Origin of the sequence: Leptospira alstonii serovar Sichuan str. 79601, from assembly GCF_000347175.1 — a bacterium.
Classification (GTDB): Bacteria; Spirochaetota; Leptospiria; order Leptospirales; family Leptospiraceae; genus Leptospira; species Leptospira alstonii.
On the sequence record NZ_ANIK01000016.1, the window covers coordinates 1 to 21,161 of the forward strand.

Annotated in this window: 19 protein-coding genes; 3 read left to right on the forward strand and 16 right to left on the reverse strand. The window is 45.0% G+C overall.

The window, feature by feature from the left end; genetic code table 11:
* The first annotated feature begins 178 nt into the window (after positions 1–178).
* The gene (gene hemH / locus LEP1GSC194_RS03545; RefSeq protein ID WP_081605029.1) at positions 179–1,273 is read left to right on the forward strand and encodes a ferrochelatase; all 1,095 of its coding nucleotides are present in this window, start codon (positions 179–181) and stop codon (positions 1,271–1,273) included.
* Between the two features lie 8 nt (positions 1,274–1,281).
* Here hemH and hemG read toward each other — a convergent pair whose 3' ends face one another.
* From hemG to LEP1GSC194_RS03595, 10 genes are all read right to left on the reverse strand, one after another.
* Entirely contained in the window at positions 1,282–2,565 is a 1,284-nt protein-coding gene (hemG, locus tag LEP1GSC194_RS03550; RefSeq protein WP_020772405.1) for a protoporphyrinogen oxidase, read from the reverse strand.
* A gap of 15 nt (positions 2,566–2,580) precedes the next feature.
* The gene (locus LEP1GSC194_RS03555) at positions 2,581–3,561 is read right to left on the reverse strand and encodes an LA_0442/LA_0875 N-terminal domain-containing protein (RefSeq protein WP_086005141.1); all 981 of its coding nucleotides are present in this window, start codon (positions 3,559–3,561) and stop codon (positions 2,581–2,583) included.
* Between the two features lie 94 nt (positions 3,562–3,655).
* Positions 3,656–5,005 carry an oxygen-independent coproporphyrinogen III oxidase gene (gene hemN, locus LEP1GSC194_RS03560; protein WP_017809098.1) on the reverse strand — a complete coding sequence of 450 codons (1,350 nt, stop codon included), beginning with the start codon at positions 5,003–5,005 and terminating at the stop codon, positions 3,656–3,658.
* Positions 5,002–6,024, reverse strand: a complete 1,023-nt coding sequence (locus LEP1GSC194_RS03565; RefSeq protein WP_017809097.1) for a uroporphyrinogen decarboxylase family protein — start codon at positions 6,022–6,024, stop codon at positions 5,002–5,004. The genes hemN and LEP1GSC194_RS03565 overlap by 4 nt, the downstream gene beginning before the upstream one ends.
* A complete protein-coding gene (locus LEP1GSC194_RS03570; protein ID WP_017809096.1) occupies positions 6,014–6,706 on the reverse strand; it encodes a response regulator transcription factor in 693 nt (230 codons plus the stop codon). Before LEP1GSC194_RS03570 ends, LEP1GSC194_RS03565 begins: the two co-directional genes overlap by 11 nt.
* 1 nt (position 6,707) lies before the next feature.
* Positions 6,708–7,619, reverse strand: a complete 912-nt coding sequence (locus tag LEP1GSC194_RS03575; RefSeq protein ID WP_020772441.1) for a sensor histidine kinase — start codon at positions 7,617–7,619, stop codon at positions 6,708–6,710.
* Positions 7,619–8,944, reverse strand: a complete 1,326-nt coding sequence (hemL, locus tag LEP1GSC194_RS03580) for a glutamate-1-semialdehyde 2,1-aminomutase (RefSeq protein WP_020772504.1) — start codon at positions 8,942–8,944, stop codon at positions 7,619–7,621. Before hemL ends, LEP1GSC194_RS03575 begins: the two co-directional genes overlap by 1 nt.
* Positions 8,941–9,894, reverse strand: coding sequence for a porphobilinogen synthase (gene hemB, locus LEP1GSC194_RS03585; protein WP_020772387.1), 954 nt, complete (start codon positions 9,892–9,894; stop codon positions 8,941–8,943). The genes hemL and hemB overlap by 4 nt, the downstream gene beginning before the upstream one ends.
* The gene (locus LEP1GSC194_RS03590; RefSeq protein ID WP_020772398.1) at positions 9,863–11,491 is read right to left on the reverse strand and encodes a type 2 periplasmic-binding domain-containing protein; all 1,629 of its coding nucleotides are present in this window, start codon (positions 11,489–11,491) and stop codon (positions 9,863–9,865) included. Before LEP1GSC194_RS03590 ends, hemB begins: the two co-directional genes overlap by 32 nt.
* Positions 11,476–12,351 (reverse strand): Rossmann-fold NAD(P)-binding domain-containing protein, encoded by an 876-nt coding sequence (locus LEP1GSC194_RS03595; RefSeq protein WP_020772471.1) that lies wholly within the window; start codon positions 12,349–12,351, stop codon positions 11,476–11,478. The genes LEP1GSC194_RS03590 and LEP1GSC194_RS03595 overlap by 16 nt, the downstream gene beginning before the upstream one ends.
* Before the next feature lie 108 nt (positions 12,352–12,459).
* Here LEP1GSC194_RS03595 and LEP1GSC194_RS03600 point away from each other — a divergent pair, with 108 nt between their 5' ends.
* Positions 12,460–12,672: a hypothetical protein gene (locus tag LEP1GSC194_RS03600; protein ID WP_021064737.1), complete on the forward strand. Its 213-nt coding sequence runs from the start codon at positions 12,460–12,462 to the stop codon at positions 12,670–12,672.
* Here LEP1GSC194_RS03600 and LEP1GSC194_RS03605 read toward each other — a convergent pair.
* On the reverse strand, positions 12,643–13,503 hold the full coding sequence (locus tag LEP1GSC194_RS03605; RefSeq protein WP_020772393.1) for a Cof-type HAD-IIB family hydrolase: 861 nt from the start codon (positions 13,501–13,503) through the stop codon (positions 12,643–12,645). The genes LEP1GSC194_RS03600 and LEP1GSC194_RS03605 overlap by 30 nt on opposite strands.
* A 390-nt stretch (positions 13,504–13,893) precedes the next feature.
* Here LEP1GSC194_RS03605 and LEP1GSC194_RS03610 point away from each other — a divergent pair, with 390 nt between their 5' ends.
* Positions 13,894–14,718, forward strand: a complete 825-nt coding sequence (locus LEP1GSC194_RS03610) for a 1,4-dihydroxy-6-naphthoate synthase (protein WP_021064753.1) — start codon at positions 13,894–13,896, stop codon at positions 14,716–14,718.
* A gap of 53 nt (positions 14,719–14,771) precedes the next feature.
* Here LEP1GSC194_RS03610 and metF read toward each other — a convergent pair whose 3' ends face one another.
* The 5 genes from metF to LEP1GSC194_RS03635 form a co-directional block, all read right to left on the reverse strand.
* A complete protein-coding gene (gene metF / locus LEP1GSC194_RS03615) occupies positions 14,772–15,653 on the reverse strand; it encodes a methylenetetrahydrofolate reductase [NAD(P)H] (RefSeq protein WP_020772368.1) in 882 nt (293 codons plus the stop codon).
* A 10-nt stretch (positions 15,654–15,663) separates the two neighbouring features.
* The gene (locus tag LEP1GSC194_RS03620; RefSeq protein WP_020772537.1) at positions 15,664–18,177 is read right to left on the reverse strand and encodes a discoidin domain-containing protein; all 2,514 of its coding nucleotides are present in this window, start codon (positions 18,175–18,177) and stop codon (positions 15,664–15,666) included.
* 26 nt (positions 18,178–18,203) lie between these two features.
* On the reverse strand, positions 18,204–19,085 hold the full coding sequence (locus tag LEP1GSC194_RS03625) for a helix-turn-helix domain-containing protein (protein ID WP_020772411.1): 882 nt from the start codon (positions 19,083–19,085) through the stop codon (positions 18,204–18,206).
* Positions 19,086–19,458: 373 nt separating this feature from the next.
* Positions 19,459–20,304 carry a ParB/RepB/Spo0J family partition protein gene (locus LEP1GSC194_RS03630; protein WP_020772513.1) on the reverse strand — a complete coding sequence of 282 codons (846 nt, stop codon included), beginning with the start codon at positions 20,302–20,304 and terminating at the stop codon, positions 19,459–19,461.
* Positions 20,288–21,040 carry a ParA family protein gene (locus tag LEP1GSC194_RS03635; RefSeq protein ID WP_020772454.1) on the reverse strand — a complete coding sequence of 251 codons (753 nt, stop codon included), beginning with the start codon at positions 21,038–21,040 and terminating at the stop codon, positions 20,288–20,290. The genes LEP1GSC194_RS03630 and LEP1GSC194_RS03635 overlap by 17 nt, the downstream gene beginning before the upstream one ends.
* Positions 21,041–21,161 lie beyond the last annotated feature (121 nt).

The following is a 21,161-nucleotide window of genomic DNA, read 5'->3' on the forward strand; positions in this document are numbered from 1 at the left end:
AATTCTATGCCCGAAAATATATTAAATCGAAAATTAGCCCAATATGGTCTTATGTAAAAAAAAATAGCGGGAGGGCTTGACACAAGAAACATAGGAGAAAGCGACACTTTAGTTAAATTCCGCAGGAATTATAACATAAAGCGACGACGAATTCACGTTATATTAAAGGTAAACCCGTCTGAAAAATAGAATTCTGTTAATCAACCTCGGCGGTCCGCGCGCCGCTTCTGAAATCGAAAAATTCCTGATCGACCTTTTCGAAGATCCTCTCGTTTTCGATCTGCCCCTTCCCGAATGGATACGAAAACCGCTCGCAAGGCTGATCGCAAAAAAAAGAGCGGGGAAAGTCGCCAAAACCTACGAGTCTATGGGGTTCGGAGGAGGTTCGCCTCTTGTTTCGGAAACTTCCAAACAGGCGGAGGCGATCGCCAAAACCCTTAAAAAAATCACGGGACAAGAATGGGAAAGCGACGTCACCATGACCTGCGGTTATCCCGATATTAGAAAATTAGATCGGGAATCCCTCGTTCCTACAAAACGGAATATTCTGCTTCCCTTATATCCTCATTTTTCCAGATCTACGGTTTTGAGTACGGCTAAACTCGTGGAACAAACGACTAAGTTTTGCCCTGTGAGTCTCGAAGGTTGGGTGGCGCCGTTTCATTCTTCCCAAGTTTATTTGGAATCGATTCGGGATCTTATTTTGGACTTTTTTCAAGACAGATTGAACCGGAAAGATTTTTTACACTCCGAATCCTTTCGGAAAGTTACGAACTGGGAAACGATAGACCTTGTATTCAGCGCCCACGGGATACCGATTCGTCTGATTCAAAAAGGGGATAGATATAGGGAAGAAATCCTAACCAACTTCGAAAATTTAAAACGCCTCCTTCACGAAAAGGGATTTCGAGGAGAATGTCATATTTCATTTCAGAGTAGGGTAGGGCCCTCGAAGTGGACGGAACCGAACACAATCACGATGCTCGAAGAACTCGGAAAAAAAGGAATCAAAAGGGTAGCCGTATATCCGATCAGCTTTGTGAGCGATCATTTGGAAACCCTGGAAGAAATCGGAGAACAACTCAAAAAAATCGCATATGAAAACGGAATCGTAGAATACCATCGAATTCCGGCTCCCGGAATTTATCCGAAATTCATTGACGCGATGGCAAAAATCTGTTTGGAATCCGTCGAAGCTCCGAAAAAAGAATGTCTGTGTAAAAAGTTGGGAGGACATATTTTAAAATCGGGAGAATGTCCGATCAATCCGTAAACGATCGATCAATTTCCGTTTCGCATAACGTTCCAGGCCCTTTCTAGGATCGAACTCAGGCCGATTCCGTATCGAAAATTTCCTTCCGCAAAAATCCCTTCGGGAAGGCTACGATCCAACTCTTTGTTGAATTCAAGAAGTGCGGAGTCGTATACCGGAAGCGCGGATTTCCAAATCGTTACATAGTGATTGATGGGTTCGTCGTTTTGAGCCGCGATCTTTTTTCGATCCTCTTCTAAGATGGATACGATTTCTTTTTCTTTGAGTTTCACGATCTCAGCGTCCGACGCCCCTCCGAATATAAACGTCTCGGAATAATGTCCTTCGGAGACTCTTCCGGGAAAGATGGAGGAATTGAGCAAAACGCCCCTGGCCCGCACACCCGCGTCGAGTGGGAAAAGGATTCCAAATCCGGTTTTTTTTCCGAGCAGAGGTTTGTTGCCAAATCGAGTGACGGTCACAACGCCGAGAGTTTTACAGATTTTTTCGTATTTTTTAAAAACGGGAATACTCGAAGATAATAATTTCAGGGAAGATTCCAAACCGCAAGCGAGGACGATTTTTGCCTTCGGATATTTTTTTCTAAGAGAGCTCAGAGTAGGGGATTCTTCCGAACGTAATATTTTGGAATTCGGAGAGGATTTGATTTTTGTTTCCATCGCGTTTAGAAGTTCTCCCAAACCACCCCGAAAACTCACCGTTCCCCTTCTTTGTTTCGGAACTTTTTGTTTCGTATTTTTTTTTAGAGCCGTTTCTCGAATATTTTTTAAAAGCGAGCCCTCCGAAGAGATCCATTTTCCCAATACGAGCTCCGCGGACATATCCTTTAGATTTCCTGCATATACTCCGGAGAGACCCGGCTCCAACAGGTTTTCAACCGCGTCTTTTCCAAAAACCCGAATCCCCCACTGATAGACCGATTCTCCCGGCCGTATCCCGGCGGAAATCGCCGAAACTCCGTATAACAGCCGCAAGGCGCTTAAAAAAGACAACGGTATTCTTTTGGGAACTCCGTCTTTCCAGATGAATCTTTTTTTAGAGTTTTTTTTTGCGGGTAGAATGTCCAACTTAAGCGCGGACGCAAGTTCTTCGAATCGATAGGAATTTAGGATTCCGTTAGCGGCCGTTTCCACGAGCCCAAAAGGGGTTTGAACGGACCCGATCAAACCGCCGCTGCGGTTTTGTTTTTCATAAAGAAAAACGGATTCTCCCTTTAAAACGGCCAGTGTCGCGTAGAGAAGTCCGGTAAAACCGGCGCCGACGACGATATAATCGGGCGGTCGCGTATTCACGGATCGATTTTTGTCTTAAAATTGATATCTATATCCGAACATATACTTGGATTCGAGAGTCGCCGCGGAAGTGAAGCCGCCTTGTGCGTTTCCTGAGTTCGCCATCGGGTTGTAATCGAAGATCAATCCCTTCGTCGCTCCGTCCGAAATTCCGACCTTGGAAGAAATTTGTCCTCCGAAGATAAACGCATCCGCCAAGTTGACCAGATAAATTCCGGCTAACACGCCTAAGCTGGTTTGAAGATTCTTATAAGCCTTATCTACGGCTTCTCTTTTGTCTTGATAAGGACTGAATTCTTGATTGTAGATATGAAGCGCTAAAGGATCGGAAATCACGGGAGGTAAATCCGGATTTGCGATTCCCAGAGAGCTGAGCGCGAGCGCATCCTTGGAATACGGATTTCCATAGTTCTCATATTCTCTTTTGGCAACCATATACTTGCGATTATTCTCATATACTGCGTAACCCGCGACTAAAAAGAGGGTAGGGTAGATGACCGCGGCAAATTTTCTGCCCTCCGCCCATTGTCCCCAACCCGGAAGGGCCGCGGATCTTGCAAACGCTCCGACACGGGAAACCTCCGGTTTTTTAGGCGGCGGAGTAGGAGGAGGAAGGGGTTTATTTTTTTCCGCCGCTTCTCTTTCTTTTCTGAGACGCTCTTCTTCCTCTTGTTTTTTCGTCAGTTCGAGATTTCTTTGTTTTGAAAGTTTTTCTTCTTCCAATCTTAAAATTTCCGCGTTTCGGATCCGTTCTTCCTCTTCTTCGCTGAGATCCTTATAAATGACTTTTAAAACTTCCCTTTTGGAGACGACCCGTTTGCCTTCCTTAGTTTGAATCGTAATCGTTTTTTGATTTTGAGTGATTACCTTACCGCGAAAACTTCCGCCCTCGTGTAGAAGAACGGTTTCCGCAGAAATCGAAAAAACGAAGACCATGAATACGGCAAAGATTAAAAAAAGTTTTTTCATATATGATTTCAAAACGGACCTTCCCACGATAAGCGACTACTTACTATTACAAGAAATTTCGCATCTTACCTTTTATATATGTTTTGGACGACTGTTTGACCGAAAACAGAGTAGTTTCCTTTCAAATCGACCTCGAAAAAACCCTCAATTCCGGACTTTTTCTCCGTAATCTAAGATCCAAACCAGTACAAACGTTTCTAAGAAAAGGTCGACCCTTTTCGGTCAAAGAGAGAAGATTTCCTTCCCACCTAATTAGAGTATCGTCTTCCATCGAGGCCAAATACAGCCTCACGTCTCGCAAAATTCTCTCAGGTACTATAACCTTTCCGGTCGTCGATAATTGCAGAATTAACGATCTTTGTATCAAATCCTCTTCGTCCAACTTATGTCCTCTAAGTGTGGCGAACCCTTCCTCACGGATGCGTTTTTCATATTTTTTTACGATTTTTTCGTTTTGATGAAAACAATCCCAACTATCCGAAATCGCGGAAACCCCGAGACCCAAGAGCATGTCCGTGGTCTTTGTGGTATAACCCATAAAGTTCCGATATAAGTTTCCGTTTTTTGCCGCTTGAGAAAGAGAATCCGATTCCAAAGCGAAATGATCCATCCCGATTTCCCGGTAACCCGCTTTCAAAAACAGTTCTCTGGAAACTTCGTATAACTCGCGTTTTGCGGAACCGGACGGAAGATCGGCTTCCGTAAACAATCTTTGCGCCGCTTTGAGCCAAGGAACGTGCGCGTAACTATAAAACGCGATTCGATCCGGACGCAGTTCCAAAGTTTTTTCCACGGTGCGTTTCATACTTTCCAAATTTTGTTTCGGAAGTCCGTAGATAAGATCGAAGTTTACGGACGTATATCCCAATTTCCGGGAAAGTTCCGTGATTCTTTCCGTCATCTCGAAAGGTTGTGTACGATTGACCAGCCTTTGCACTTCCGGATCAAAATCCTGAACTCCCAAGCTGACCCTTCTAAAACCGAAATCGTGCAGAATTTTCAGCTGTGTGTCCCTGGTTCTGCGAGGATCCACTTCGAGAGAGAACTCGGGTTTCGAAGAGACATTCATTCTTTTTAATATGGAATCCAAAAGAATTTCCAAATTTTTTTCGGAAAAGTAAGTCGGGGTTCCGCCTCCGAGATGCAGTTCTTTCAACTCCCTTTGGCCGATTTCCGGAACCTCTCTTAGATAATTAGAAAATTCTAATAGGATAGCCTCGATATAAGAATCTTCCACGGAATGATTTTTGGTGATCGAAGTATTACATCCGCAAAAAGAACAAAGAGTTTCACAAAACGGAATATGCAAATATAAGGAAAGCGAGGAAGTTTCGGAATAAAGACGATTTCTCACCTTATTCAACCATTCTTCCGCGGTCGGATTTTCGGACCAATACGGCACGGTGGGATAACTCGTATACCGGGGAGCGGGGATATCGTATTTTGCGATCAGTTCTTTTGCGGTCGTCATTGAAATGTCTCTCTCACGATTTCTACGAAGGTTTTCACATTGTCTTCGGGAGTTTTCGGCATCACCCCGTGTCCGAGTCCGCAAACCCAACCGATTCTTTCTTCGGGCAAAAGATCGCGATACCTGCTTAAGTAGTACTTTAAGGTTTTCTTAAATTCTTCCCTTTCCATAAACAATAGGGTTTGATCGAAATTTCCCTGAACCATTCTTTTTTCATTTTTAAGAACTTCTTTCAAATCCCATCTATGATCGAATCCGAAACCCGCAAGGGTCCCGATCTCCCGAATCGTTTGAAAATGCGGAGACGCAGTTCCTCTTCCATAATATCCGACTCTACCGGGATAACTATCGGCCAAGGTTTTTATTCCGGGAAATACGATCTCTCGAAAAAACTCGGGTGAAAGATCTCCTCCCGCAGTATCGAAGATCATAATCAACTCGGCCCCGCCCGCAAGTTGAAGCGCGATATTCTCTTTTAAGAACGGGACTATTTTTTCCAAAAATTCATTCCGGACGTCCGTAAGAGTTTTCGGAAGAGAAAGATTCCCTTCGTGTTTTCCCGAAACCGCGTAAGTGAACAAGGTCCAAGGCCCGCCCACAAATCCGATGACGGATTTATCTTTGGGAATTCTTTCCCTGGTCAGTTTCATCGCGTCCTTTTGAAACTGCATAAAGGAAATTGAATCTTCTACGGACTTCAATTTTTTCAGGTCCTCTTTGGAACGAATCGCAAAACTCAAATTCGGTCCGGCGTCCGTATATTTAAGTCCCATTCCGAGCGCTTCCAGAGGAAACAAAATATCGGAAAAAAGAATCGCAACGTCGAAATCGAATTCGTCTACGGGACCGAAGGCGACTTCCGCGGCGAGCTCCGGAATCTTACAAAGTTCTTCAAAGGAATGTTTTTGTCTAAGGGCCTGATAGTGTTTATGATAACGGCCTGCCTGTCTCATCATCCATACGGGAGGAATCTTTTGAGCGATCCCGCCGATGGCGTTGGAATATCGTTCACTCGACATTTTTGATTTCTCCGGTCCATTGATAACCGACACTTCTTACGGATCGAATCACTCTTTCCCCTTCTTCGCCGAATGCCTGTCTGAGTCTTACGATCGAATTGTCTATCGTTCTATTTGTGGGGAAACTTTCCTCTCCCCAAAGTTTATCCAATATTTCCGCGCGGCTGACAGTACGGTCCCTTTCGGTCACGAGAAAATGGAGTAGGGCGCAGTCTCTTTTGGAAAGCGGAAACTCTTCGTTTCCCTTTTTAATCCGAAATCCTTGAAAGTCCAAAACGTAGTCCTTATAAAAAAATCTGGTTTCTTCTATGGAATGTTTATGCGATTCCAATACGTGCCTAACGCGAAGCAGAAGTTCCTTGAGATGAAACGGTTTGGGAATGAATTCCTCTGCTCCGAGTTCGAATCCTCTAAGTCTTTCCGGCGCTCCCGCCTGCGCGGTTAAGAATAAAAACGGAGGACAGTCTTTCGTTTCCTTCAGTTCTTCCGCAAGAGTAAATCCGTCCCCGTCCGGTAAACGTACATCCAAAAGAATGAGATGAGGTTTTTCGTCTTTGACCAATTTTTTCGCGGAAATCGCGGAGACGGTCCAGAGGACCTCGTATCCTTCTTTTTGCAGACGTTCTTGAAGGGTTTCTCCGAGAGAACGATCGTCTTCGACTAACAAGAGTTTGGCTTTCATCTCATGACATCCCCGGAAAATTCAAGTCTACTCTGAAGCCGACGGTTCGCGGAACGATCCGCATATCGCCTTTCATTTTTTTCATTAACTTTTTTATAATATACAATCCTATGCCGGTTCCGCTTGTGCTTCCGTGTCTGTAAAAAGGGACGCCCAAACCCTTGTATTTGCCGTCAAATCCGGATCCGTCATCCGTAACCGTAATCAGAACCCGATTCGATTTTTGTCTTTCGGAAATCACTTCAAGGACTTGAGCCCCGCCGTGTTTCAAAGAATTCTCCGCGAGATTTTTAAAAATACTTTCCAACGCCTTTCCGTCCGCAAAAACGAAAACGTTTTCCAACCGTGTAAGATCGATTTTCAACTCGGGGAAATCCTCTTCGATCGAAAGAAATACTTCGCGCACGTTCGTTTTTTCTATATAAAGAATTTCCGATCTTGTCAGACTCGCAAGATACATCGCTCGATTCATCTGCGATTCGATTCTCACGGAATCCATCAACAATCTATGAATAAGTTTGTTTTCGTTCGGATTCGGCATCTCTTCCTGAAGACTTTCGGCTTGAAGACGGAGACTCGCCAAGGGCGTTTTCATCTCATGGGTTACGGTGGAAAAAAAATCGTGAATCATCTTGTTTCTTCGAATATCGCGATACGAAAACCAAATCAAAGTGGCTCCTCCTAGAAAGAGCATGGAAAGGAAAAAAGTTCCCTCCATCTTGATCATTCTACTCTGTCTTTCCAAAACCGCAAGACTCTCTAAGGACGCGGACGAATCCAATTTCGCGCTGAGCCCGGCAACCGTGTTCGTAAGTTTTAACCCGAGTAATAACCACCAAACTCCGAGTGAAACGGTGACGAGCAACCAGGCGATCGCGAATAGAATTCTGGAATTTTTCCAAAAATACGACATTAGAGTTCTTTGAGAGCGTTTTGGGCTATCTCCAAAGTTTTTGCGATGACACCTTCGTTATGCGCCCAGGATAAAAATCCGACTTCGTAACCGGAAGGGGCAAGATAGATTCCGTTCTTTAGCAAAGCGTGAAATACTTTTGCGAACCCTTCCTTATGTCCTTCGGGAATTTGATCGATCCTTCTCACGGGTTTGGGAGTTTTTTTATGAAACCAAAATAGGGACGAATGTGTCACCGCCTCCCATTCTTCATCCGCTCTTCCGTTCAGAAGTTTTACCATTTCATCGGCAAAAGTTTTGGTACGAGCTTCTAACACGGAATAGACGGAATCCCTTTCCGCTTTTTTTAGAGTGGCAAGTCCCGCCCTCATACCGAACGGATTCCCGCTTAAGGTTCCGGCTTGATAAACCGGACCGGAAGGCGCGACCAGATCCAAAAGATCCCTTCTTCCCGCGTAACAACCCACCGGAAAACCGCCTCCTATGATCTTACCGTAAGTCACAAGGTCGGGACGAATTCCGAACAAACCGGCCATCCCCTGCAAACCGGTTCTGAATCCGGAAATCACCTCGTCAAAGACGACTAACGTTCCGCGTTTTCTCGCGGCTTCGACGATTTTAAGAATGAATTCTTTTCTTTGAATGAGCAGTCCATAATTCGCGGGCAGCGGTTCGATGATCAGAGCCGCGATATTTTCGGACTCGAATATTTTTTCGACTGCCGCCTCGTCGTCCAAGGGAAGTACAAGAGTGTTTGCGATTGAAGTCGCGGAAATCCCGGCGCTATCCGAAGAGGATTCTCCCGCCAAACCGGAGCCCGCTTTGACAAGGAGAGCGTCCAAATGACCGTGATAACACCCGTCGAACTTTAAGATTTTTTCCCTTCCGGTCGCGGCGCGTGCTACACGAAGCGCGCTCATCACCGCTTCGGTTCCCGAATTCACAAAACGAACCTTTTCCGCCCAAGGAATTCGATTCGTGATAAACTCGGCGAGTTCCAGAGAGTAGGGCTCCGCCGCTCCGAAACTCCAAGCAAGGCCCGCCGTTTCACGAACCACTTCTTCCACTTCCGGGTCCCTGTGCCCCAAGATCAAAGGACCGAAACTCAGACAATAATCGATATATTCCTCGCCTGCAATGTCGGTTAACGTGGCTCCGTTTGCGGAAGCGAAAAACACGGGTGTACCCCCCACGGAGCGAAAAGAACGAACGGGGGAATGGACGCCGCCAGGGGAAACTTTTTTGGCTCTTTCAAAAAGTTCTTCGGAAGTTTTTCCTTTCCAAGAATCGGAAATCAATTTCGAATCGGACGGATGTTGGCTCAAGATAAAATCTCCTTACCTCTTCTTGCGGCATACGTAATCAAATAAGCGGCCCCCGCTCTGGAAAAAATCTGCCAGGTTTCCCGCAAAGCCGCGTCGAAATCGCAGAAACCGTTTTGGGCAAGATAATGGATCGAAGCGTATTCTCCGCTGACTTGATAAGCGCCTGTCGGAAGTCCTGTTTTTTCTCGGATCGGACCGATGAGATCGATGGAAGTCATTCCCGGTTTGACCATCAGGAAGTCCGCGCCTTCTTCCTTATCTCGGATCGAGGAAAGAATCGAATCTTCCCGATTGCGGACGTCTATCTGATACGAGGAACGATCCCCGTGGCCCGGAGCGGAATCCGCGGCCGCGCGAAACGGTCCGTAAAAATTACTCTTAAACTTAGTAGAATAACTTAAAATTGGAATATTCGAAAAACCATTTGTATCTAAAATGGAGCGGTGACTTTTGACTCTTCCGTCCATCATGTCGCTAGGAGCGATTCCGTCCGCGCCGGACCGGGCATAAGTCAAAGCGATTTCGGAAAGACGTTTTACGGAAGAAGGATTATCGATACTTCCGTCCGCGCGCAAAAGTCCGCAGTGACCGTGAGTCGTGAGAGAACACATACAAGTATCGATCCACAAAAAGGCGTCGGGAAATTCCTTCTTTAGGGAGGAAATGGAACGTTCGTAAAAAGATTTCGGAATTTCCGAATCGGACTTACGTTCAGGAACGAGAAAAAGGATAAAATGAGTCGTTCCCTTCTTAAGATCGAATTCCACTTGTTTCAAAACGGACGATTCCGTGTCCCTATAAACGCCCGGAAGAGAATCCATCTTTTCCCTTTCCTTCAAACCTTCCGCGATAAAAATCGGTTGTATTAGTTTTTTTGAATTTAGACTTTCCGAAGACGCAAGATCTCTAAGTCCCGCGTTAAGGCGAATTCTTCTTTGTTTGGTTTCCAAGGTCTTTTCCTTTGAATTCTTCGAGCCCAAGGCTTTGAAGCCAGGACTCATAGTGTATAAAAACGGATAGGTTTGCGGATTCTCCCAGAACTTTTCGGATATGGGAAGAAGTAATTCCGGGTCCGCAAGCGTGAAATCGATTTCGGATCTGCGGATAAAGGGAAAGGGCCTTATCGAACTGAGACGCACTCATCCAAAAAAAATGGTTTTTTTCGGAAAGGTCCGGATGTTCCTCCATCGCCTGCGTTTGATACGTAAGAACCCGCGCAAGATCCGAAACGATTTCCGTAGAACCTACGTGAGTGCATTTCACGAAATCCAAAGACATTCCAAAAATGGAATGTCTTGGAAGTTCCTCTTCCCCGAGGGCGTCCAAGGAACCGTGCACCCAAATGTCCCTTTCGGCGAGTTGGACCCACGTTTTCAAACCGGACGTCCAAACAAGCCCCCTGTGTTCCAAAGCAGGATCCAAATTCGGAAACGCGTTCCCTCGGGTTACGAGCCAATCTTTTAAGACCAATTCTTCGGGAAGAATGATCCTGTCCTCTTTACCGTCCGCGGAAAGAACAAATCCCCGGGAAGAATCCAAAGGAATTCGTTTTTGTTTCAACGCTTCTCCCGGCACCGGATATGCTTTTGCAACGGACTCGGCGCGGGGAGCCGAAAAATCGGAGAACTGTTCCTCGATCTCCAACGTTTCCCCCGAGTCGGTCAGTCCTCTTTGGTATAAAATTTTTCCGTAAGATTTTTGAAGAATGGAAACGCCGATCTTTTGGTGACATCCCCCGCCGAATCGTTTTAGAATGGCGCGTTCTTCCGCGACTGCGGATTGAACTTCGGGTTTACTCAGAGATCGGATCAAATCCAAGACCCAAACGTCTTCGGTTCTTGCTTCCGCGGCGATGGCGCCCTGAGCGGGAGCGGACGGATTTAAGGAAAGTGGAAAAACCTGAAACACGGATTCGTTCAGGGTTTCTTTCAAGAACTTTCGTATTTCTTGATATTCTAATTCGTTCGAATTTAAAAAATCCTCCGACAAAAGCCGATCGAGAGCGGCCTTCGCAAGTACGAGCCCGTCCGCGTCGGACTCTTTCCATTTGCGGATTCTCGTCTGAATGTTTCCCCGAACGGGCAAAAAAGTAAGCGTAGAATTTTTATAACGGGAAGGAAGCGACTTAGTTAAGAATTTTCTTAAGTTATATTCTCTTCTCGGAGAAGAGGTCTGGATTTTCAGTTCGTCGGGGGAATCTTTGGAGAGGGAGGATCTTTTCCATAGAAGAACGTCTCTTTGATCCGCTCGATCCAACACGCCTACGATCGTCGTTCCCGGATGACCCTCCAAATCCAAGTCCTTCCAGGAATGAATCACGAGATCCACTTTTTTTTCCACGAGATCCTTTGTGAGATCCTGCGTAAAAACTCCTCTCGTTTCCATTTTCCAGAGTGGTGTCTGTAAATCCTGATCGCCCGAAGCTTCTCTAAAATGAAGTTCGATCGGAACGTCCGGAAATTTTTCCCTTAGGGCGCCGAGTACAAGGTAGGTTTGAAGTCTTGCGAGAGCGCTTTTACGGGAACCGATCTTTAGCACGCGGGACAAGTCAGGTCTTCCCAACCGAAAACGAATTGTTGCGCTTCGAGTTCGCGTTCTTCTACGAGTTCGTCTAACGCAGGCCGGATTCGTTCCCGAATTCGCAGGGCTCTTTCCTCGGTTTCACGAAGAGAATCCAACATCGCGGCAAAAGATACGTATTGAACGGTATCGGGCCATTTTTCTTCCAAAGGAACCTCTCTAAAATCGACAACAACCGCACCGTTTACGATCGAATCCGAATAAGAGGAAAGATCCAAGGGCGCCGCAATCACGATCGCTTCTGTGGAAGGATTCCAGTCGTTTAACAATTGCACGGAAATATCGGATTCATTAGAAAGTTCTAATAGACGTTTCTCGTTGCGTCCAACGAGAGTCACGTTCCGATTTTTCAACCAAGGAAGAATCTTTTCGGCGAGTTGCCCCGTTCCCAAAAGAGAAACCGAAACGGTGTTTTTCAGATATTTGTTGGCAAGGCCTCCGTAAGATTGTTCGCCGATATTTTGAAGATAACGGGAACGAATGCTTCTCGAATCCTGAATCAGACTGTCTCGGAACCTCGCAAGATATTCCCCGAATGCGGAAGAGGGGAGGGAGGAATTTTTGAACTTATCCCGAAATTGTGCGAGAACTTCGGTTTCGCCCAAAAGTTTGGAATGAAGACCGGAAATGACCTCGAGCACAAAACGATAACCTTCATAACCGTCATACTTCTCTAAAGTAGCGGGAAGTGCGGAAGGTTCCCCGTGTATCCGACTGTCTGCGATCCAAATCGTACGCATACAAGTCATCCAAGAATAGGAACCTGGAATCTCCACATTCTCTCTATCCTTTTGAATCGAATGATAAACTTGTAGAGTGGACCACATATCGATAAAAGAACTATACCAGTTTTAAAGCTTTGATTGTCAAAGAAGTGTCATTCCCTTAAAAAAGTTTCCGTTGACTTTATTGAGACTGGCTTTCAATTTGGGTTTATGCACTTGGATATACGGACACAGGATTGGATCGTATATATCGTCGTTAGTTTAACGGCGGTTCGGCTTTTCTTTCCTTTGTTGTCCGTCGTTCGAGATTTTATCGGCAAACCTTCCGATAACGACGAGGACGATTTCGGCTGTTACAACGGTGCGTGCAAGAGTTGTGATGCGGCCGTGACTTCAAAAAAGAACGATCCGGTTCTCCACTAAAGCCAGAGCGACTCCGTCCTCCTCATTGCTGTATCGCGTAACGTGTCTCGCCGAATTTCTGATTTCGGGAATCGCATTCTTCATCGCAAAACCCGCTCCGCTGTGGCGTAACATTTCCAGATCGTTTCGTTCGTCTCCGAAAGCGACAACACCCTTTCCATCCAAATCTTTTAAGGAAAGAAATCGGGAAATCCCGGACCATTTGGATACGGAGACGTTGATGATTTCGACGCAGTAAGAAACTCCGGGGATTTTTGTGAGAATACATCGAAGTTCGGAAGCCTCTGGAAGGGCGGAAATTTTATGAACGAGAAATTCCAAGTCTTCCCTACGAAGCGACAAAAAACAAATCACTAAAATTTTTTCGAGATCCGCGGAAAGAAGATCCCCGATCGCTCTGGTTCTAGAATGATCCCCGCCGGAATAGTTATGATACATTTCGTCCGTGATCGGAATTTCGGTGATCATATCGATGCCGTCTTCAAATTTATCCACGTGCAGGATCGGAGGAGTGTGGAATTCTTTTCCTAAATGAAGAATTTTTTGAACGGCATTCAACTCCAAATAACTTTCGGAAATCCTTTCCGCGTTCGGCGATTTCCTAAGAATCTGCCCGTTATTGGATACCACATGGACTTCTCCTTTGAATTCCTTTGCGAATGAGAACGTGGAATAAAATCTCCTTCCGGTCGCAATCACCAAATTCTTCCCCTGATCGATCGCCTTTTGAAGCACAGAATGGGTTAGGGGAGAAATCCTACTTTTGGAATTGAGTAGAGTTCCGTCCAAATCGACGGCGATTGTGTGAATCTGAGTCGGGTCAAAAGTCATAGATTGTTTCAGTAAATCCGATCGAATGATTTTAGAGAATGATTTTTCTACGTAACAGTTGGAACAAACGTCTTTTTTAGCCTATGCGCTGCGCTTGCCCCCAAAAAAGCCTATCAAACGTCAATAGAAGCGAGATGCTTTCGTTTCACAGAGATGCGGGAGTTCCCACATTTTTGTGAAACTCAATTTCGCTTTCTAAGGGTCGTTCGAATGGGTCGTTTAGGACAGACTTTAAACTTGTCGGAATTCCAACCGGCGAGTTCTGAATAATGAATTACAAGAATAGGTTTTCTTTTTTTGGGGAAGGATAAAACTGATCTTAAGTCGATCCCCGGGCCGACAAGGATTTCCTCCTTGTTCGACCGTTCAGCGAAACGACTAAGAAAAACGATGGAATTCAGTTTAGCATATTCCCCCTGTCCCAACGATACGTTTTTGTTTTATCATCTTGTGCACGGCAAGGCCGCGGAACGATTTCGAGTTCGGGAAGAACTTCACGATGTGGAAGAATTGAATCGAGCCGCGTTCCAAGGAAAATACCAGGCCACAAAACTTTCCTTTGCCGCGTATTTTTCGGTGATGGATCGATATTCCATTTTGGATTCGGGTTCGGCGCTCGGAAGAAATTGCGGACCGCTTCTCGTTTACAAAAAAGGAAAAAATCCCGGGAACCCCAAAGGAAAAAAAATTCTCATTCCGGGAGAATTGACGACGGCCAATCTTCTTTTAAAAATTTTCCTAAAGAACGATTTTCAAACAACCGCCGTTCGATACGATAAAATCATTCCTCTTCTTTTGTCCGGAGAATCCGACTTCGGAGTTTTGATTCACGAAGAAAGATTCACTTACGAAAGGCAAGGTCTTTCCAAATTTCAAGACTTAGGAGAATGGTGGGAAGAAACGACCGGCAAACACATTCCGTTAGGCGCCATCGCGTTTCGAAGAGATCTCGAAGAGAAGTGGAGGGAGAATTTTGATTCTTCCCTGAAGTTAAGTCTCGATCTTGCAACCGAAAATCGAGAAACGACTTACGAATATATCCTCAAACATTCCCAAGATACCACCCGAGAAGTCGTCGACGCACATATCGGCCTTTACGTGAACGAATTCACTCGATCGCTCGGTTCCGAAGGCAGAGATGCGATTTTTACTCTTTATCAAAAAGGCGTGGAAGCCGGTTTCCTACCGCCCGGAAAGGAAAAAAATTTGTTCTAATATCAGAAAATCATACTTTTTGCAAGTAAAAAGCCGCGCCACATACTCAAAACTTAAAGAGAGCCGCCCTTCAGCTCCCTCACAATGTCGTAACTCGCATGAGATTGATTCAAAGTATAAAGATGGATTCCCGGAACTCCCATCGCAAGCAGTTCCCTGCACTGTTTTACGGAAAAGTTTAAACTTCTCCTGTAAAATTCTTCGGGACGATGTTCGACCTCTTGCAAATCCTCGATGAGAGAAGAGGGGAACTCGCAACCGGCTATAGAATGGAACCGTTCGATCTGAGAAAAAGAAGTGATCGGCATAATCCCAGGAATCACAGGGACGTTAATTCCGACCTTTCTCACCAAGTTCAAAAAATTTTCAAAAATAGAATTCACAAAGAAAAGTTGAGACACCAAAAAGTCCGTCCCCGCGTCCACCTTCCATTTTAGATTTCTCACGTCTTCTTCGAGAGTTTTTGCATTGGGATGTTTTTCGGGATAACAACCGCCCCCGATACAAAAGTCCAATTTTTCGGAACGAATGAAGGAGACGAGTTCCGTCGCGTTTCCGAAACCGCCTTCGGGTTTTTTAAACTCTCCTTCTCCCTTCGGAGGATCTCCGCGAAGAGCCATCAAATTTACGATTCCGGAAGAACGAATTCCTTTTAGAGTTTCCAGAATTTGACCTCGATCCGCTCCGACACAAGTAAAATGAGAAACCGTAGGCAAAGAATAGTTCTTCGAAATCTCGGATAAGATCTGTACGGTTTTATCTCTTGTCGAACCTCCGGCGCCGTAGGTTACCGTGACAAAATCCGGATCGAGACGAGATAATTCCTTCACCGTTTCCATTAACTTCAAATCTCCTTCCGGAGTTTTCGGAGGGAAGAATTCAAACGAATACACCGGCCCCTTTGCAGCGCCGTAAATTTCAGATATTTTTTTCATAAACTCCTGATCATTGAAAGCAGAGAAGAATTTGGATTTGTCCTCGTCCGCCGCGGAGAGGGGTCAACGCTTTTCCAAAAAGACACCCGGGACGCAAAGATTCCGCCGAAATTCGAACAGCGTGTCCTCCGGTCAAACCGGTCACGAGCAAACTCCCCGGTTGAATCGGATAAGCGGATGCGTCCGCATTTACAGTCACAACTCCGGAGACGGCGACCAGCCAATGAGTTCCGTCGGAAGGAGCTTGATCGCCAAAAAGAAGTGCCGCCGATTTTACGGCAACTCCAATCGTATGAGTTGCGTTAGCCGCCTTCGCCTTCTGCAATCTTCCGTCTTCTCCCATCACCAAAATATCCCCTTCCGAAATCACGTCGGAGGGATTAACGGAAAAAAATCTTGCGATACAGTCCGCATTTTTTCCCGTCGAAATTCGAACAGTTCCGGAAAATTCGGATTCTCCCTCCGCAAGGAATGCCTTACCTGATCCAACTTCCCCAAAAGAGGGAATTCCTTTTCCCGTAGCCAAAAGGGCAACGCCTGATCTGGAATGAAAAATTCCACCAAACCCTCGTTTGGCGAGACCGATAACACCGGCGCCGTCCTTGTCTCCGGAAGAAGAATCCCCTCGAACTCCGAATTTTTCTCCGTAACCGATAAGGCCCGTGTTACGAGCCGCACCCACGATCCCGGCGCCTTTTTCACTTTCATTTTTTCCGTAAATGGGAGAGTGGTTTTCCGGAGGAGGGGAGATATTTGCATAGGCCGCCTCCGTATTTCCTTTTACTTTCAGAAAACCGGTATGAGAACTGAAATCGTGATCCAAAGGCGCGTAATCGTGCTTATGCGGCTTCGGATCTCTTTTGTCGGATAACCTTGGATCATCCGCAGAAACGATCTTTCCAGGCGTAGCGCTACCGAGTGTTGCAATTTCCACAATGCCTGGATACGATGTGGTGGCGTTACGAAGTCGTTTATCGTTTCCTTGAACGACTACGCCTTCTTTTGTTTCTCCCGATTGAGCCAACTGAATGATTCCGTAAGTTTCCGTTGTGGCGATTTTTAGGCGTTTATCATTTCCCTGAACGGCGGCTTCCGAAGATTCTTCTCCGCTTCTTGCAAAACGAACGATTCCGGGAAATTCCGTATTTGCTTTTTTGATCCGAGGGTCGTCTGCGGTTACGGCCTTTCCCGGTTCGGATGCGCCCGGCTCGGAAAGAATCGCAAGCCCGTATTTTTTCGTCGTGGCAATTTTCAATCGTTCGTCGTTTCCTTGAACGACTACGCCTTCTTTTGTTTCTCCATTCTCGGCGAGTTCCACAATTCCGTGGCTTGACACCGTAGCTGTTCGCAAACGGTCATCGTTTCCCTGGACCGCTCGTTCTGCCCGATTTTCGCCATTGGATGCCAGGCGAACGAGTCCGTGGGCGAGTTCCGTCGCATGTTTTAGGCGTTTATCGTTTCCCTGGACGACAACTCCTTCTTTTTCTTCTCCGTCTCCGGCGAGCTCCACAATTCCTTTGTATTCGGTAGATGCGTCTCTGAGTCGTCGATCGTTGGATTGAACAGCGACCCCTTCCGAATTTTCTCCGTCCACGGATAATCGCACCAGCCCAGATCTTAAAACCGTCGCATAGGGAAGGGGGTCAGCAGTCGGCTTATTCGTCAAATCGCTCAAATGCGGAGTCGCATACAATTCCAACTCTACGATCTTTGATTGATAGAATTCCTGATTTTTTTTCTCTTTTTGACGAGCGACGAGCTTCAGATAACGCACGTTTGTCGGCAAAAATCTCCACTGATACCAAACGCCCGGTTCGGATAAAAATTGATTCTCTTCCAACAATTGATTCCAGGATAAATCGTCTTCGCTGTAATAAACGGTAAAACTTTCCGGAAAAAAGGTCGGTTCGAGTTTCGGAGTCAAAAGTCGCAACTCATTCACGCGACTGATGGATCCCAAATCGATTAGAAAGAATTCTTCTCCGGGTTTTGAAACTTCCTTAGATGACCAACCATAGTCGGGTCGTTGGTCGATCAAATTTTCTTTCACCCAAAAACGATCCTGTTCCGTGCTCACCTCGATCTTAACAATTCCTGAAATTCCGACCTCTAGTTGACCTAAAGAAATTTTATATTTTCCGGAGCCGTCTTTCTCCGACACTTGGCCGATCAATTTCAAAAATTTTGCCTGAACCAAAGAGAAATTCCATTGTCCCGTTTTTTGATTCAAACGCTTAAATCCGGTCTCTTGTAAAATCGGCTCCCAAACGATTCCGTCCATGGAAATCTCAAATCGAAAGGTTTCCGGGAAAAAGGCCGCTTCTTGTGAATTCGAATAAAGTCGAATTTGATTGAGGCTGGAAATATCTTCAAAGTGGAGTGTGAGTGCTGAAATTCCCGGCGAGCTTTTGGTTTCGGAATATCGGAGTAATTTTCCTTCCTTTAAATCGTATGTTCCCGTAGATTTGATTTCGCGGATTTTGATCAAATCGGGGTGGCTGATTCGAATTGATTCAGAGTTCATTCAAGATTTGTCCTGGTTCTCTTTTTTTAATATTTTACGGATGTAGTTCGGTTTTCTTCGTTTTTTGGGGAAAATATAACCAATATCGGAGGACGGATTTCCTCTGTGAAGTACTTTGCTATGATCATTCGCAAGGACTCTGGTACCGGATCCAAAACACAAAGTGTCCTCCCGTCCGGCTCTACCTTAACTCTTTCCAATTGTTCGATACTCGATCGAGTCAATCGGTCTTTTGTCCAAAGCAGAAATCCTTTCCAAGTATTGTCTTTTAGAAATGTGTCTTTCTCGCTTTGATTAAATTCCGGCACGTTTGTGCGTATTAGATTTTTACAGATTCCTTGCACATATCTTAAATTTGCTTCCATTCCTCTTACTTTGGCGATGGTAAGAGCTTCGGACACAATTGACGTGCCGTATTTTTCTTCTAAACCTTTTATATTTAAGTGCGCTTTTTTCTTTTCTAGTTCTTGGTTTTGATTATTGGTAATGGTTATATTTATATGGTTTGGGGCTCCTTCTCCAGACCCCTGAGGTCGCCCTCCCGACACCCCCGGGATGCCCGTTTCTCCACCTCCAGGGTGTCCAAAAATATACCCCTGCGGTGGAATTTTGGATCCTTGGTAGTTGAAGCAAAAATAATACCGGGAGCTCGTATGTCCCGTTCCCGGTGTGACTTGAAGCAAGCCCGCTTGGATCAAGTCCCTTTTTCCTTGTATGATTGATTTTTTAGTTTTAAAACCTGTTAGTTTTAGTAGCATTTCCGTACTAGGCCATACGGGCTTAAAGTGCTGATCACTAAATTTAAGCAGCACGAGGTAGAGCGTTTTTGCGGCCGAAGAAAGGTTGGCCCAGACACCCGATTCGATGATATCTGCGAAGAACTTGATGTAGGGATAATGCTCACCCATTTTTCTTTCGGGACCCTCCTTTTAGGAAAGTACATTAATTTTAAGCAAAAATTCCGAAGAGAGTTGACATTATCCGACATAAGTATCATTATGTCTCATCCAACAACATTCCCTCGGGAGAATCCGGCCCCTGGTTAGCCAGGGGATTTTTTTCGTCCGGATCAGATAATATGCCTTCGGCCTCAATCCTTTATGATTTGAGCTGAGTACTATATTTCCGTTTACTATATTATGTCACATTAAACAATCCAGCTCAGGGTTTGTCAATCCAATTGAACTTCTTCCCATTGTTTTTGAAAATTTCTTTTGCTAAGTACATGTTTGTACTTTTTAAATGTCGCTTAATAAAATTATTAAGCGACATATGGAAAAATTATATGGATTCGAATTTTTTACGAATTTCTTTTTTGATCAGTTTTAAAATTTCGACTAACAGCGCTTCGTTGTCGGAACTGATCTGGATCAAACCTTGTTTTTTTGTAATCTTATATTCCGTTGATTTCGAATTTGGAATTTTCGGGTTGATGATACCAGTAATTTTAGGGGTAAATAAGTTTTCTTCTTCCCGGTTAAAAGATTTTGCGTCTTTTACGGTTTTGAGTGTGCCCGTCTGGAACAAATTTAAGAATTCAGAAAAGGTTCCTTTTCGCGATGCGGAGACGGCTTGGATTAATAGATTTTTACTTTCGACACCTGCCTCTTTACAGGACCTTAGTTCTTCTTTACTCAGACCTGAGATTCCGAGAAGTTCCGTCATGTAGCTTCTGCTTTTTCCAAAAAGATTTCCTAACTCTTGATCCGTATATTTGAAGCTCGTCTTTAAGTGCGACATTGCTTCCACTTCTTCATAAGGGGATAAGTTTTCTCTTTGAAGGTTTTCTATGATTGCGAGTCGAAAGGTTTCTTTTTCGTCCCGGTCTAAAATTTTACATTCTATTTCCGTCCATCCGAGCTGTTTTGCAGCGTGGTATCTTCTTTCTCCGGCTACAATTCTATAGTTTTCGTCTTCGGGATTTTGTTTTGTGACAATGATGGACTGAAGAAGTCCGTCTTTTTCTAAACTTCTTGCGAGATCCTCAACTCCTTTTTTTCGATCCTGCCTGGGCTGGTTTTCCGACGGGAGAATTTTATCGAGTCGAATTTTCCTAACGGTTCCTTCTAATTTTTCAGCCTGGAAAACATCGGCGAGAGAGCCAAGTCGTTTACTTTTTGAGCTCATTCAAAAACTCCTCTATAAACCCTTCATATTCTTGAGCCTGTTTGCTGGTTTTGTTGTATTCGAATACGGATTTTTTAGCAAGGTGAGATTCTCCAACTGCAACCCCGTCGGAGATGCTTGTTTCGAAGATGCGGAAGTATTTTGTTAAAACAGGTATGATGGTTTTTGTCAAAAGAGTCTGGGGTTTGAGTTGTGTTACTAAGGCGCCTAAGATTTCGAGGTTTGGGTTGATTCTTTTTTTGATACTTGTTATCGTTTGCTGAAGTCCTACGATTCCATCTACGGAAAATTTTTCAGCCTGAAGAGGAATGATCACATAGTTGGATCCGACGAGCGCATTGATCGTAAAGATAGACAAGCTGGGCGGGCAGTCGATGATGCAAAAGTCGATTCCATCAACTCCTTGGAGTGAATCTCTTAGGATATAAGGCGCATCTACGGAGCTTCCGGAGAGAGTTTCCACTTCTGCAAGGTTCATTTTAGAAGGAGCCAAAAATAGATCGGTTTGTCTCGTCTCTATCATGATTTCTTTGATCGTCATTCTCGAGTTGAAAACTCCATGCATCGACTTCTCTACGCTTTCCGGATTCGTAAAAATGCCGGTGGAATTTGCCTGAGGATCTATGTCAACGAGTAGGGTTTTTTTCCCTCTTCGCGCAAGCCCCATGGATAAATTGAGAGAAGTCGTCGTTTTCCCTTCTCCGCCTTTTTGGTTTGCTATGGATACAACTATCATGAATTCTACCTTATACTCTATTGTCGGACATCCGACATTGAATCCTTATCTATACCGGATTTTGATTCGTGGAAATTTTGCATTCAAAAATCAAACGAGATTGTTTACTTTTGATCTCGTT

What these genes read in the sequence shown, in the direction of transcription:
- hemN (WP_017809098.1), bottom strand. Translation starts at nt 5,005, where the DNA reads ATGACGACCGCAAAAGAACTGATCGCAAAATACGATATCCCCGCTCCC.
- LEP1GSC194_RS03565 (WP_017809097.1), bottom strand. Translation starts at nt 6,024, where the DNA reads ATGTCGAGTGAACGATATTCCAACGCCATCGGCGGGATCGCTCAAAAG.
- LEP1GSC194_RS03570 (WP_017809096.1), bottom strand. Translation starts at nt 6,706, where the DNA reads ATGAAAGCCAAACTCTTGTTAGTCGAAGACGATCGTTCTCTCGGAGAA.
- LEP1GSC194_RS03575 (WP_020772441.1), bottom strand. Translation starts at nt 7,619, where the DNA reads ATGTCGTATTTTTGGAAAAATTCCAGAATTCTATTCGCGATCGCCTGG.
- LEP1GSC194_RS03595 (WP_020772471.1), bottom strand. Translation starts at nt 12,351, where the DNA reads ATGTGGTCCACTCTACAAGTTTATCATTCGATTCAAAAGGATAGAGAG.
- LEP1GSC194_RS03600 (WP_021064737.1), top strand. Translation starts at nt 12,460, where the DNA reads ATGCACTTGGATATACGGACACAGGATTGGATCGTATATATCGTCGTT.
- LEP1GSC194_RS03605 (WP_020772393.1), bottom strand. Translation starts at nt 13,503, where the DNA reads ATGACTTTTGACCCGACTCAGATTCACACAATCGCCGTCGATTTGGAC.
- LEP1GSC194_RS03610 (WP_021064753.1), top strand. Translation starts at nt 13,894, where the DNA reads ATGGAATTCAGTTTAGCATATTCCCCCTGTCCCAACGATACGTTTTTG.
- metF (WP_020772368.1), bottom strand. Translation starts at nt 15,653, where the DNA reads ATGAAAAAAATATCTGAAATTTACGGCGCTGCAAAGGGGCCGGTGTAT.
- LEP1GSC194_RS03620 (WP_020772537.1), bottom strand. Translation starts at nt 18,177, where the DNA reads ATGAACTCTGAATCAATTCGAATCAGCCACCCCGATTTGATCAAAATC.
- LEP1GSC194_RS03625 (WP_020772411.1), bottom strand. Translation starts at nt 19,085, where the DNA reads ATGGGTGAGCATTATCCCTACATCAAGTTCTTCGCAGATATCATCGAA.
- LEP1GSC194_RS03630 (WP_020772513.1), bottom strand. Translation starts at nt 20,304, where the DNA reads ATGAGCTCAAAAAGTAAACGACTTGGCTCTCTCGCCGATGTTTTCCAG.
- LEP1GSC194_RS03635 (WP_020772454.1), bottom strand. Translation starts at nt 21,040, where the DNA reads ATGATAGTTGTATCCATAGCAAACCAAAAAGGCGGAGAAGGGAAAACG.